Origin of the sequence: Paraburkholderia domus (assembly GCF_905220705.1) — a bacterium.
In the GTDB taxonomy this organism is placed as follows: Bacteria; Pseudomonadota; Gammaproteobacteria; order Burkholderiales; family Burkholderiaceae; genus Paraburkholderia; species Paraburkholderia domus.
Window position 1 is genome coordinate 1 of the sequence record NZ_CAJNAT010000046.1, and the last position, 13,421, is coordinate 13,421.

Here is a 13,421-nt window from a genome sequence, read left to right on the forward strand (position 1 = left end):
CACCATAGCCGCGAAACCCCTAACCGCGTCGGGGCACTCCGCGGTTTCCTCCATCGGGCTTATTCGACGCCTGCCAACACGCGCAGAGGCCCGTCGCATGCCTGTGGTTGACGGCAGGCATCGAATAACCCTTAACGATTTCGGCGGTTCGTCGGGAGCCCAGGTTCGGCCAGCAGCGGATCGGTAACTCAGTTGTCCGGTGAACGGTATTCCGCATCCGTCGGCGTTCGCCGGCCTCAACCGATTGATGCCGATCCCCCTTATCCAGTACTCTGGCGAAGACCTGCTTATCGTGATCGGCGGTTGTGATGAATCTAGATTTTCGGCTGGCCGTACCCGGAGACTCGGAATGGTTATTTGACACGTACCGGCGAACGATGAAAGGTTTCGTTACCTCAGCCTATGGCTGGGATGACGAGTTGCAGCAAGCGGGCTTTGCGAAAAGCCTTCGCCAGGGCACTTGTCAAACAGTTGCGTGGGAAGGCAGCCGATGCGGGTTTGTGCACTGGGACGTCGAACCAGATCTCGTATGGCTGAGGATGCTTTGTATCGTGCCGGAGATGCAAAACAAGTCGATCGGAAGTACAGCGATTGCCAAGGTCATGTCATTGTCCAGTTACTTACAGAAGCCGTTGTACTTAAATGTCTTCGTATGCAACCGAGCTGCCTATGACTGGTACAGCAGAATCGGTTTTGTCGAAATCGAAAACGACGGCAAGGTCTCCACGTTGGTGCTTGCTCCTTCGTCGTCACCAGCCCTTGTGGAGCGGCACGCGTAGTCTCGCACGCACCGTGTCCCCGGCGGGAACAGCCGGGTTCGGCCGATAGTGTTGAAAAAGTCGCTGCGCGCCGTCGCCGATCCGCTCGGCGAAAAATGGACCTCTCAGATCGGCCTACACGCCGCTCGTGCTTGTCAGTTAAGGGCAAAGTGACCCATGAAAACCTCCCGATACGGAGGGTCACCGACTTTTTCAACACTATCGGCCGACTTCAGTCCTTGGCGTTCCGCGAAAGCAGTCATTCGACAAGTTTCGATTCAAAGAAACTCCAACGTCCGCTGCGGCCGAACTGCGGTCTATGAGGGGGCAGCACGCGTAGTCCGACCGGCGCGTCTCATCCAGGTGGATGGTTCCGTCCGACGCTCGCAACAAAGGCGCTCGTTTGCCGGAAGTAGCTGCGGGGGGGGGGGCGGAAGTCAATTGTCAACAACTGCACGCATGAAAGTCATATCGCTATCAGGCGTCAAACTTGGAGGCTATCCGGTTGATTCTCGGTTTCGGGTAGACCCATTCCAATGTGTTCATACAGAGAAAACGGAAGCAATTTGGTCAAATGTTCGGAAGCTAAACGTGATCCCCCACAAGACGGCTGCAATCAAAATAGCGATGCGCCAATAGGGCTAAATCCTCTGTGCCTAGGCGTCAATCGGCGTGCCAGCGATCGGCATCCATATAACCTTCTCCGCTGAGTCGCGGGAGCGTACGCGAAGAGCACAGGGAAGTGTCTCAATGTCCATGAATCAACATTGAAGAGGTGCGTGTCCATTGGTGATATTTCGCGGTTGTGCGCGGTATCTCGTATGCAGCGAATGATGAAGAGGTGCGCGCGCAACGTCGCGACGTGCTGATCCGCCCCGCTTCTATCGTGCTGCCGTTCCCGGTGGAAGCGCGCGATATCCGCTATGCAGTCGGCCAGCACTTCGATACGTATATTGATTGGCTCGCGATCACCTACGCCTTGACGCTCGCCGGCATGCCGGTCATCGCATTTCCCCGGCGATTCCCTGGAAATCCCTCAGGAAATCCCTCAGGAAATCCCTCAGGAAATCCCTCAGGAAATCCGTCGGGCAATCCCCTTAGTCCATCCGGACGATGACCCCACGCGCCGAATCGCCGTCAATGGCGGTATGAACCGAGAACGGCTCGACGGGGCTTCCCGTCCACCGTATCGAGGCGCACAGCCGCGCGGCAAGCGTTGAGGCCGCGTATGGGGATGGGGGAGAGCGTGATGCAGGAGGGCTGTAAATGAAATCCAGAGTTCAGCGGGATGGACTGATTGCCGGCGTACTGGTAGCGATCGGCGTGGTCGGCGTATCTGTGCGGCAACTCTATGCGTGCGCCTGGAGCGACGAGTTTCCCGGCATGGTGTGCACGGCGGGGTCGTCGCTGTCGCTGTTTCTGGGAATCACCGGGTTGGCCGCGCTCGTTGGACGAATCTGGGCACGCCGTTCGGGCGCCGACGAGCAATGCTTTACATTCCTCGGCGCAGTGGGTGGTGCAGCGCTTGTCTTCGCGATGGTGGTGACAGGCTTCTAGCTGCCGACACCGCCGGACAAGACGCGGCACCGTGCGGCACGGTAGGACAAGACCAAATACTAGACCACGCGGCAAGGCAAGACTGGGCAGGAACCCATGCGGCACAGCACGGCATATAGAACCGCCGTGCCGCTCCACGTGCGCTGCGCAGTATCAGGCCACAATCGCGGGATGCGCCTGCACCGGCCCACCCAACGCCTCGCGATGCGAAGGCGGCTGTCGGCCGCCGAGCTCGGTGATACCGTACTCGCGCGCAAGCTCCGCACCGACCAGCACCAACCCGGATTTCTGCTGCCGTTGCGGGTCGCGATACAACGCATCGATCAGGCGTCCCGTGAATTGCGGTGTCTCCGCGAGTTCGCTGAAACCGGCATACTGTTCGGGATGCTCAGCGATCACGCGTGCAGTGCGCTCGGTTTGCAGCATGCCCATCCAGATGGAAATCGCCGCAACCCCATGCGGTTTCAGATCGACGGCCATATCCTTGGCGAACTTGTCGACGCCCACTTTCTGCGCGCCGTATGCCGCGCCGTGCATGTAGCAGCTCGCACCGAACGAGGACGTGAACGCGATCAGCCCGTCGCCTTGCGCGGCCATTAACTGCGCTGCATGCCAGCTCGCGACATACGCGGAGCGCAAGCCGACATCGAGAATATCAACCAGGTCTAGCGGCTTTTCCCAGAACGGTGCCGGGCGAATCAGTTCATCGTGCAACGCGGTGGCATTGTTGACGAGGATGTCGAGGCGTCCGCTGTTGTGCCGGATGTAGTTGAACACTTCCGCCACCTGCTGATCGTCAGCGTGATCGCAGGTGAGGGCGATGCCTTGGCCGCCGAGCTTGTCGATTTCGATTGCCGTCGCGTGCACGGTGCCGGGCAACGGTGCATCGCCTTCGCGTTGCGTGCGCCCCGTCACGTAAACCGTCGCGCCAGTCGCGGCAAGCGCGAGGGCGATACCTTTACCGGCGCCGCGTGAGGCACCGGTGACGAGAGCGACATAGGGCTTTTTAGCTTGAGTCATCGAGAATTCACCATTAAGAGGCTTCGAGTTCGTATGACGCGGTCCGAGCGCTTGCCTGCACCGTTGCGGCGGACCGAGCCGGCGCCGACATCGGCGGCGCGCCGACCCGCGGCGCGGCAGCGGCGTGCTCGAACGCGTGCGGGTTATCCAGATCCGCTTCGCCAAGTGGAATGAACGCCATGATTTCGAGTTCATGACCCGACAGCGCCGGCAGCCTGAACGGACTCGACAGCACATTCAGGCGACGCACACCGAGGTCGCGCAGAATTTGCGAGCCGATACCGGAGAGCCGGCCGTCCTTGCGCGCCGGCGTGCCGCTGTTAGTGCTGTTCATCGCCTCGGCCCGCATGTCGCAATCGAGCAGCACCGCTACGCCACAACCGGCCGCGTCGATTTTTTGCAAGGCTGCGTGCAATGGCCACGAATGTGCGGACGGTTCGGCATCGAGCAGATCGAGCAGCGAAAAGCATTCGTGCACGCGTGTGAGGACCGGCACGTTGGGCAAAGGCGTGCCGCGCACCAGCGCGAGATGCGTGGATTGGCGCACGGTGTCGCGATACTGAATGGCGCGAAACGGTCCCCATGGCGTATGCAACGGCCTTTCGCCGACCCGCTCGACGAGCGACTCGTGCGTGCTCCGATAGTGAATCAGATCGGCGATGGTGCCGATCTTCAATCCGTGCAGTTCCGCGAATTCGATCAGTTGCGGCAGGCGCGACATCGTACCGTCGTCATTCATGATTTCGCAGATCACCGCAGCAGGCGTCAAGCCTGCCAGCGCGGTGAGGTCGCAACCGGCCTCGGTATGCCCGGCACGTACCAGCACGCCGCCTCTGCGCGCCGCAATCGGAAACACATGGCCCGGTTGAACCAGGTCTTCGGCCCGGACGTTCGCGTGAATCGCAGTGCGGATCGTATGCGCGCGGTCCGCAGCGGAGATGCCGGTGGTGACGCCTTGCGCCGCCTCGATGCTGACCGTGAACGCGGTCCCATACTGCGTGCCGTTCTGTTCCGCCATCGGCGCGAGCTTGAGTCGCGCGCAATGCTCGGCGCTGAGCGTCAGACAAACGAGGCCGCGGCCAAAACGCGCCATGAAGTTGATGGCTTCGGGCGTGACGTGATCAGCGGCAATCACCAGATCGCCTTCGTTCTCGCGATCTTCCTCGTCGACCAGAATGATCATGCGGCCGGCTTTCAGTTCGGCGACGATTTCGTTGGTAGTGGCGAGTTTCATGGGTTTATTCCTGTGCGACTGCTGTTGCTGTTTGCTATTGCTGCGTACAAAAAAGCGGGGAGGAGCGCTTAACGTGCGCCGGAACCGAATACGGGCGCGCGTTTGTCGAAGAATGCGTCGATGCCTTCGCGAAAATCGTCACCCGCCGCGCAGTGCAGAAAGCTGCGCTGCTCCGCGTACAGATGCTCGGCGAAGCTGCGCTCGGGCGCGTGCTGGATCAGATTCTTCGTTTGGGCGAACGCATCCGGCGAGAGTGCGCCCATCCGCTTTAACAGCGCACGCGTTTGCGCGACGAGATCATCGTCCGGTACGACCCAGTTGACGAAGCCCGCTCGCAACGCTTCGTCGGCGGTATGCCGTTCGTCGAGATACATCCATTGCGCGGCCTGTTTGGTGCCGAGCGCACGCGGCAACGTGTAGGTCGCGCCGCCATCCGGCGAGGTGCCGATGCGGCCATACGCCGAGGTGAAGGTCGCGCTCTTCGCAGCGATAGCCAGATCGCAGGCCGCGACGAGGCTCAAGCCGAAGCCCGCCACCGCGCCGTTGACGCTGGCGATGACCGGCTTGCGCGAACCCGTGACGTTCTCGGCCACGGTTTGCGCGAGCCGTACGAGTCTGCCGATCGAGCGGTCGCGCGCCACGGGCTTCGCATCGAGTGCGGCCCGCATGGTCTGCAAATCGCCGCCTGCCATGAAGGCGTTGCCGGCACCGGTCAGCACGATTGCGCGAATCTCGTCGTGGTGAGCGAGGCGTGCGAGCTTGGCGTTCAGTTCGTTTGCCATCGCTTCGTTGAGGGCGTTCAGCGCCTCGGGGCGGTCGAACGTGAGCGTCGCGATGCCGTCTTCGGCCGCGAGGCGGATTAATGCAGTCATGTCTTTTCTAGTCAGCGGAGTCAGGTGTTCTGGGCGTGCAGCGCATGGCGCAAGGTTTGCGCTGCCATCGTGAGGGCATGGTCGGCCGCATCGAGCGCGCCGAGCAAACTGGCGAAGCCGTGCATTTGCCCCGGCCAGCGCAGATGGGTCGTGAGCACGCCCGCTTGCGCGAGACGCGCCGCATAGTGCTCGGCCTCGTCGCGCAACGGGTCGTACTCGGCGCTGATGATGGTGGCGCTGGCTACGCCGGTGAGATCAGCGGCGGCGAGCGGACTGGCGAGCGGATCGGCGCGATCGGCGCCTTCCGCGAAATACTGTTCTTTGAACCAGCGCATCATGCCCGCCGTCAGTAAGTAGCCGTCGCCCATCAATTCGTATGAGGGATGTTCGGTGGCGCAATCCACCACCGGATAGAACAACACCTGATGCGCGATATTCACGCCGCTATGACGCAACTGCTGCGCGGCCACTGCGGCGAGATTGCCGCCTGCGCTGTCGCCGGCTACGGCAATGGCGCCGGGCCGCACGCGTAAATCAGCTGAGTTGGACGCAGCCCAGCGCACTGCGTCGCACGCGTCGAGTGCGGCGGCCGGAAAACGCGCTTCCGGCGCGAGCCGGTAATCGACCGATAGCACGACCGTTCGCGCACGTTGCGCGAGGCAACGGCAAAGGTTTGCGTGCGTATCGAACCCGCACGAAACAAAACCGCCACCGTGAAAGAAAACAGTAAGGGGCAGCAGGCCGCTGCCATCGCCGTCTTCAGTCACTGGCCGATAGAGACGTGCAGCAAGCGGGCCGCTTGCGGTGGGAATCATCAGATCTTCTTCTGCCGCAACGGTGTCGCCGGGCGCAAAACCACCGCCCGCAGCGAGCATTGCGCGGTACGCGGGCGCGGTGAGTTGCGCGAAGTCGAGCGGGGGCATGCCGGCGAGAGCGGCGAGCACGGCCTGCGCCTGTAGATCGAGCGCCATCGGGTCTCCTGAGTAATCTGTTATGAAAGCGGCTATACCGGGTATAGACGAGGCGGCCGCGCGAGACGTGAATCGAGCCGCAAATCAGGCCATTTAGCGCGCACGCCGCACCACTGAACGCATTGAAGCGCGGCGGCTTTACGGGGGCATCGTCCGATTGGACGAGAGTTCGTTCGCACGCTCAGCGAAACTTCCGCAAGCTAAGTACTTCCCCCGATGCCAGCAAACAGATCGGCCCTTAAGCTTGGCGACGCGATGCAAGATCGCATGGAGGACGGAGTGTTGATGGAGACAAAATGGGCCCCTGAAGAGGGCCAGGCCATGAGTGAACTGGCCGAGGTGAGCGTCGCGCAGTTCAGCGAGCTGACCGCGCGTATTTATCAGGGGGCGCTGGAAAGCACGCCGTGGGCTGGCGCGCTCGAACTGATCCGCACCTCGCTCGGCGCGAGCTACGCAACCCTGATTCTGCGATCGCCCTCGAGCGATCGGCGCGGTTTGATGGTGCACGCGTCCGAAATGGGGTCGGGCGTGCCGGGCGAAGCGTCGTACAACAACTACTACTATTCGCTCGACCCGTTCGTCGGTTTGCCGGCGGACCGCGTGGTGACGGTCGACGAAGTATTCGGCGACACCGGTTGGCTTACCAGCGAACTCTACAAACAGTTCCTGAAGCCGGCCGACATCCGCTACATCATGGGCGCCGATCTGCGCACGGAGTCGGGCGTCGAATGCCGGTTTCGCGTGTGCCGCAGTCACGCCGCGAAGCATTTTTCCGCACGCGACAAGGCGTTTTGCGCGTTGTTGCTGCCGCATTTGCGGCGCGCGGTCGAACTGCATTCGCGCCTCGATATCGTGGAGTCGGAACGCACGCTGTATGCGAGTGCAATCGACCGGATGCTGGTGGGTACAGTGACGCTCGACGAGAGCGGCGCGATCATGCGCACCAATAGCGTGGCCGATGAAATTCTTGCGCAGAGCAACGGTCTGCGGATCGTGCACGGCAACGTCGAGGCGACGGACGCGCAGGAGAACCGCAATCTGCAACGTCTGGTGCGCCATGCACTGATGGGGCACTTCGGCACCGCCGCGCCGATTGTCGAAGCCATGCCGATCACGCGCGGTTGCGACAAGCCGAAACTCGGCGTGCTGGTGCGTACGATTCCGCTATCGGACTGGTCCGAGGACAATAAACGCCGCCCGGCAACAGTACTGTTTTTGCGCGATCCCGATCGTAAATCGCAGGGCTCTCAGGAGATCGTGCGCAAGCTGTTCGACCTCACGCCTGCGGAGACCTCGCTCGCCTTGCTGTTGACCAACGGGTTGACACTGGAAGAAGCGGCCGACGAACTGGGCATCAGCAAGAATACGGCGCGGGCCCATCTGCGGGCGATCTTCTCGAAGACGGGCGTGACACGTCAGGCCACGCTCGTGCGTATTCTGCTGGGCAGTGTGGTGCCGCTCGGCTGAAATCCGGCTGAAGTGGGCCTGAACTCGCCCGATCTGAACGAAGTCACCGCGTGTGCCGCGCCTGGATCAAGCGCGGCACACCCTCCAACGCCTTAAGCCGCGCGCTTTTGCGACAACACCAGCAACGCGCCGTTCTTGTCCTCCAGCACCGCGCGCAATTCGTGCGGCCCTTGCTGAATCGGCACGCGCACTGACGCGCCCGCTGCTACCACGCGCGCCATCGCTGCATACAGGTCGTCGTTTTCGTCCACGCGAAACACCAGCGCTGCACGTTCGACGATCCGTTCCTCACCCGCCACCAGCGCGATAGTCAGTGCGCCGCCATCGAGCGCGCAATAGCGTTCGCCGTCGCGGAACTTCACCGTCAAACCCAGCCCGTCGACAAAGAGCGGCAGCGCCGCATCGATTGTGTCGACCGGGTACAGCATCATCGAAGCCTTCATTGCGTTGCACTCCCATCGGTTGAACAGCGTTGTGTAGCGGCTCGATCGTAGCGCCGCACTCAGGCGCCGCACGAGGTCCAATCGGACTAGCCGAAGTGCGAAAACACAGCGAAACAGAAGGCAAAAAGCGCCTTCGATCAAAGCTTCTACGCCAAAGCGCGCACCGTTAATCCAAATAGACGATGCCGGCCCGCACGCGCGAACTGAAACTTCATTCCGTGGACCGTCACGATCATCGTACGAAACGGTGGGTCGAGAACGGACCGCCCGTTTCAGCACAGTCCAAAATTCATGGAGACGCACGCAATGAAGTTTTCTCTGATTTACGAAGCCCAGACCACGGACGCTTCGCGGGAAGGCGATCACCGGGTATTCAAGGAGACCGTCGAGCAGGCGTTGCTCGCCGAACAGATGGGCTTCGATACCGTCTGGTGCGTCGAACACACGTCGCTGACGAACTACGCGCATATGAGCGCCCCGGAGACTTTCCTCGCCTATCTGGCTGGACGCACGACTCGCATCGGCCTCGGCCACGGCGTGATCTGCCTGCCGCCGGCGATGAATCATCCGATCAAGGTGGCCGAACGTGTGGCCATGCTCGACATTCTGTCGGGTGGCCGCGTGCACTTCGGCGTCGGCAAAGGCGGCAGCCAGCAGGAAGCGGGTGCGTTCGGCTATGACCTCGCCGAGCTGCAACCGATGATCGACGAATCGATGTACCTGGTGCCGAAGATGTTCGTGCAGGACGAGATCGAACACGATGGAAAATACATCAAGATTCCTAAACGGCCGATTCACCCGAAGCCGTTCCAGGACCCGCATCCGCCGATGTACATGGCGTGTACCAACAACGACGGCCTGCTGCGCGCCGGACAACGCGGTCTGGGCGCACTGGTGCTCGGTTTCGGCGGCCCGGATGAAGTGGCGAAGAAAAACGCGATCTATCGCGAGGCATGGGCCACGCGCAAGCCTGAAGACCAGGTCGGCTTCCGTCCCACCCAGCATCTGGCCGCCCTGTGCCCGACCGTCGTGATGAGCGACGGTCAGCAGGCCCGCAAGATTGGCATTCGCGGCCAGCGCTATTTCATGGAGTCGCTGGCTTACTGGTACACCGGCGGCGAGCGCCCGAACCCCGATAGCTGGGGCGATGACCTCGTGAAGGGCAATACCGGCGAAATGGTGATCCGTTCGCGCTTCGCGTCGGAAGAGGTGGTGGTCGATTTCAGCGATCCGGCGCTTTCGATGATGAACCCGAATCACGCCTACGGCACCGTCGACGATTGCATCGGCTATGTCGGCCGGCTGATGGAAGCGGGCGTGGATGAAGTGCTGTTCCTTTGCCAGATGGGCACGGTGCCCCAGGAAGCGCAGCTCGAAACGATCCGCAACATCGGCGAGCACGTGATTCCGTACTTCAACCGTCTGAAGGCCGAGAAGCAGAAGGCGCAGGTTGCCGCCTAAGGTCGCTGCATAAGAGCGGGCAAGACAGGCGTCGCTAGTCCCTTCAGACGATGCGACGCCGCAGCCACAGCTCGAAGATGAACCCAACAAAACAGGCGCGACACCCATCTCGCGCGCCATCATGGAGACAGCCGTGCATCGCGACAACGATTCGAACGCCCTTGCAGCCGAACTAATCGCCCGCGCCGAAGCGCTTGCGCCGGTACTCGCCGGGCGCGCCGCGCAGGCCGAGGCGAATGGCAGGATTCCTGCCGAAACAGTGGCCGATTTTCAGGCCGCCGGTTTTTTCAAGGTGCTGCAGCCGAAGCGTTACGGCGGCTACGAACTCGATCCGCAGACCTTCTTCGAAATTCAGATGGCCGTGGCGCGCGGCTGTATGTCGACCGCTTGGGTGTACGGCGTGGTCGGCGTGCACAACTGGCAACTGGCGCTGTTCGACGAACGCGCGCAGCAGGACGTGTGGGGCAAGGATCAAAGCACGCTGATTGCGTCGACCTATATGCCGGTGGGCCGGGTGACGCCCGTTGACGGCGGCTTCCGGCTGTCCGGGCACTGGAAGTTTTCCAGCGGCAGCGAACTGTGCGAATGGATCTTTCTTGGCGCGCTGGTGCCGCCAGCGAAAGAAGGCGAACCGCCGGAATACCGCACCTTCCTGCTGCCGAAAAGCGATTACACGATCGAACAGGATTGGGACGTGTTGGGCCTGCGCGCGACCGGCAGCCACGACATCGTGGTGAACGATGCGTTCGTGCCGGACTATCGCACGCACAAAGCCATCGACGGCATGATGGGCACGAGCCCCGGCTTGGCGCTCAACGACGCGCCGCTGTTCCATCTGCCGTTTGCGCAGATCTTCGTGCGTGCGGTGTGCACTGCGTGCATCGGCGCATTGCAAGGCGCGCTGGATGACTTCACGTCCTACGCGGCCACTCGCGTGAGCGCCAACAGCGGCGCGAAAACCACCGACGACACCGGCGCGCAAACCGCCTGCGCCAACGCGGCGGTCGCGCTCGATGAAATGAAGCTGCTGCTCAAGCGCAACTTCGCCGAACTGCTGGCGGCGGCCAATGGCGGCCCGGCGGTATCGATCGAGCGGCGCGTGCATTTCCGCTATCAATCCGCGCAAGTGGCCGAACGCTGTGCACAGGCCGCCAACGCGCTGCTGCGTTACGCGGGCGGTAACGGCATTTACAACCGCAATCCGCTGGTGCGGCGCTTTCTCGATCTGCATGCGGCGCGCGCGCACTACGCAAACAACGTCGACCGTTTCGGCCAGAATCTCGGCGCCGTGATGCTCGGACGTCCGAATACCGACTTCTTCGTCTGATGGATGCCGCCATGAGCGAACAGCAAACGCAGACGCATGTGTTCGACGTCGTGGTGGTGGGCTCCGGCGCGGGCGGCATGCTGGCCGCCTGCCGCGCGGCCGACCGCGGCCTGTCTGTGGTCGTGCTCGAAAAGAGCGACGTGTATGGCGGGACCTCGGCGGTGTCGGGCGGTGGCATCTGGATTCCGTGCAACCACCATATCGCCGAACTGGGCGTCACGGATACGCGCGAGGCCGCCCGAACCTACATCGACGCCTGCACCAAGGGCGTGACCGCGACCGAACGGATCGACGCCTACCTCGACACCGCGCCGGAAATGCTGCGCTATGTCGAAGCGAATACGCCGGTGCGCTATGAGTCGTTGCCGAAGTACGCGGACTACTTTCAGGACCTGCCCGGCTCGATGCCGGGTTACCGCGCGCTCGATCCCTTGCCGGTGGACGGCGCGTCGCTCGGCGAAGAGTTCGCTCGCTTGCGCCTGCCTTCACCCGGCACGCTGGTCGGTGGGCGAGTGGCGGTGACCTCGAAAGAGGCTCACATACTGCTATCGAAAGCGCCGGGCTATATCGGACTCGCGCTGAAGCAATTCGGCCGCTACTGGTTCGATCTGCGCGCACGCAGCCGCTCGCGGCGCGATCGGCGCCTGACGCTGGGCAACGCGTTGGCAGGTGGCCTGCGCCGGGCTTTGCTCGATCGAGACATTCCGTTGTGGCTCAACGCACCGATGAGCGAGTTGCTCGAATCAGACGGCCGTGTCACGGGCGTCGTGGTGGAGCGCGGCGGGGAGATCGTGCGTGTGCTCGCCAAGCGCGGCGTGATTCTGGCGGCTGGCGGTTTCGAACGCAATCAGGCGATGCGCGAGCGCTATCTGCCGCGTCCCACGCAAGCGCAATGGAGCGCGACGCCACCGAACAATACCGGCGATGCGATTGCGGTCGGCCTGAAACTGGGGGCGCAGATTGCGTTGATGGAACACGTGTGGGGCGCGCCGACCGTTCACGTCGATCGTGAGGAAAAGCAGCGTGCGCTGTTCGTCGAACGCAATCTGCCGGGTTGCGTGGTCGTCAATGGACTCGGCAAGCGCTTCGTCAACGAGGCTGCGCCGTATTCGGAATTCGTGCCGGCGATGTATCGCGACCATGCGAAAACCGGTGCGTGCGTGCCGGCGTGGATGGTGTTCGACGCGCAATTCCGCAAAAAATATCCGTGTGGACCGATCATGCCCGCCGCGATGATGCCGGACACCCGCATCCCCGCGGCGTTTCGTTCGCTGCTCTACAAGGCCGATTCGCTCGATGCGCTGGCCGCACAGATCGGCGTCGACGCCCAGGGCTTGCGCGATACCGTGGCGAAGATGAATCGCTACGCCGCGACGGGTATCGACGAAGAATTCGCCAAAGGCGGCAACGTCTTCGACACCTACTACGGCGACCCCAGCGTCAAGCCGAATCCGTGCCTCGCGCCGATTGGAACCGGACCGTTCTACGCCGTGCGTATCGACGCGGGCGACATCGGCACCAAAGGCGGCCTCCTGACCGATGCCCGCGCTCGTGTGCTGCACGCCGACGGCACGCCGATTGGGGGGCTCTACGCGATCGGCAACACCAGTGCGTCGATGATGGGGGCGAGCTATCCGGGCGCGGGTTCGACGCTCGGCCCTGCCATGACCTTCGGCTACATCGCCGCGAATCATCTCGCCGACGCCAACGATGATCGCGACGGCGAGGGCCGCACTTCAGAAACATCACGCGCTGCAGGCAGCGAACTTCGTGGAGTCACGTCATGACCGATCTCACTTCTCACCCATTGCGCAGCGATATGCTGCTGGCGATGCGCCGCCTCGCGCGCTCGGTCGCGGTCATCAGTTGCAGCGACGGCGAACGGCGCTATTCGATGTCGGCCACCGCGGTCGATTCGCTCTCGACCGAACCGCCATCGCTGCTGATCTGCATTAACCGCACGTCGTCGATTTTTCCGCCGCTCGACAAGGGTGTGGCATTTTGCGTGAACGTGCTCTCGGCGCAGCATCAGCATATTGCGATCGATTGCAGCGGACGTCTCAAAGGCGAAGAACGCTTCACGACCGGCAACTGGCAGACATCGGATCACGGCGTGCCCTATCTGCACGATGCGCAGGCGAGTCTGATCTGCACGCAGGACGGCCGCTTCGATTACGGCACGCATGCGATCTTTATCGGCCGCGTCGAGCAGGTGCTGATCAGCGGCGAGGTCGATCCGCTGGTGTATGTGGATGGTGTCTATACGACTGCTTCGGCGCCCGTGCGCTGTGCAGCGGCCTGATCGGGCTCG

Annotated in this window: 12 protein-coding genes and 1 pseudogene; 8 read left to right on the plus strand and 5 right to left on the minus strand. The window is 62.4% G+C overall.

What is annotated here, in order from left to right; all coding sequences use genetic code 11:
• Window positions 1-308 precede the first annotated feature (308 nt).
• The 3 genes from KHO31_RS36695 (at window position 309) to KHO31_RS36705 (ending at window position 2,315) form a co-directional block, all read left to right on the plus strand.
• Window positions 309-779 carry a GNAT family N-acetyltransferase gene (locus KHO31_RS36695; protein WP_211625728.1) on the plus strand — a complete coding sequence of 157 codons (471 nt, stop codon included), beginning with the start codon at window positions 309-311 and terminating at the stop codon, window positions 777-779.
• A gap of 841 nt (window positions 780-1,620) precedes the next feature.
• Entirely contained in the window at window positions 1,621-1,875 is a 255-nt protein-coding gene (locus KHO31_RS36700; RefSeq protein ID WP_211625730.1) for a hypothetical protein, read from the plus strand.
• A gap of 149 nt (window positions 1,876-2,024) precedes the next feature.
• Window positions 2,025-2,315: a hypothetical protein gene (locus tag KHO31_RS36705; RefSeq protein ID WP_211625732.1), complete on the plus strand. Its 291-nt coding sequence runs from the start codon at window positions 2,025-2,027 to the stop codon at window positions 2,313-2,315.
• A 153-nt stretch (window positions 2,316-2,468) separates the two neighbouring features.
• On the opposite strand, the gene KHO31_RS36710 is transcribed toward KHO31_RS36705, so the two are convergent.
• The 4 genes and pseudogenes from KHO31_RS36710 to KHO31_RS36725 all read right to left on the minus strand — a co-directional run bounded on the left by KHO31_RS36710 (window position 2,469) and on the right by KHO31_RS36725 (window position 6,412).
• Window positions 2,469-3,335: an SDR family NAD(P)-dependent oxidoreductase gene (locus tag KHO31_RS36710; RefSeq protein ID WP_211625734.1), complete on the minus strand. Its 867-nt coding sequence runs from the start codon at window positions 3,333-3,335 to the stop codon at window positions 2,469-2,471.
• Between the two features lie 133 nt (window positions 3,336-3,468).
• Window positions 3,469-4,569: pseudogene (gene ribBA / locus KHO31_RS36715) on the minus strand (bifunctional 3,4-dihydroxy-2-butanone-4-phosphate synthase/GTP cyclohydrolase II); the annotation flags it as partial.
• A gap of 68 nt (window positions 4,570-4,637) precedes the next feature.
• Window positions 4,638-5,441, minus strand: coding sequence for an enoyl-CoA hydratase/isomerase family protein (locus tag KHO31_RS36720; RefSeq protein WP_201073515.1), 804 nt, complete (start codon window positions 5,439-5,441; stop codon window positions 4,638-4,640).
• 20 nt (window positions 5,442-5,461) lie between these two features.
• Window positions 5,462-6,412: an alpha/beta hydrolase gene (locus tag KHO31_RS36725; RefSeq protein ID WP_201073513.1), complete on the minus strand. Its 951-nt coding sequence runs from the start codon at window positions 6,410-6,412 to the stop codon at window positions 5,462-5,464.
• A gap of 285 nt (window positions 6,413-6,697) precedes the next feature.
• On the opposite strand from KHO31_RS36725, the gene KHO31_RS36730 reads away from it, so the two are divergent.
• Window positions 6,698-7,879, plus strand: a complete 1,182-nt coding sequence (locus tag KHO31_RS36730) for a helix-turn-helix transcriptional regulator (RefSeq protein WP_201073511.1) — start codon at window positions 6,698-6,700, stop codon at window positions 7,877-7,879.
• Window positions 7,880-7,971: 92 nt separating this feature from the next.
• On the opposite strand, the gene KHO31_RS36735 is transcribed toward KHO31_RS36730, so the two are convergent.
• The gene (locus KHO31_RS36735; protein ID WP_201073509.1) at window positions 7,972-8,322 is read right to left on the minus strand and encodes a VOC family protein; all 351 of its coding nucleotides are present in this window, start codon (window positions 8,320-8,322) and stop codon (window positions 7,972-7,974) included.
• 306 nt (window positions 8,323-8,628) lie between these two features.
• On the opposite strand from KHO31_RS36735, the gene KHO31_RS36740 reads away from it, so the two are divergent.
• From KHO31_RS36740 to KHO31_RS36755, 4 genes are all read left to right on the plus strand, one after another.
• Window positions 8,629-9,783, plus strand: coding sequence for an LLM class flavin-dependent oxidoreductase (locus tag KHO31_RS36740; protein WP_201073507.1), 1,155 nt, complete (start codon window positions 8,629-8,631; stop codon window positions 9,781-9,783).
• 133 nt (window positions 9,784-9,916) lie between these two features.
• The gene (locus KHO31_RS36745) at window positions 9,917-11,110 is read left to right on the plus strand and encodes a flavin-dependent monooxygenase (protein WP_201073505.1); all 1,194 of its coding nucleotides are present in this window, start codon (window positions 9,917-9,919) and stop codon (window positions 11,108-11,110) included.
• A gap of 11 nt (window positions 11,111-11,121) precedes the next feature.
• A complete protein-coding gene (locus tag KHO31_RS36750; protein ID WP_201073504.1) occupies window positions 11,122-12,897 on the plus strand; it encodes an FAD-dependent oxidoreductase in 1,776 nt (591 codons plus the stop codon).
• On the plus strand, window positions 12,894-13,412 hold the full coding sequence (locus tag KHO31_RS36755; protein ID WP_211625738.1) for a flavin reductase family protein: 519 nt from the start codon (window positions 12,894-12,896) through the stop codon (window positions 13,410-13,412). The genes KHO31_RS36750 and KHO31_RS36755 overlap by 4 nt, the downstream gene beginning before the upstream one ends.
• Window positions 13,413-13,421 lie beyond the last annotated feature (9 nt).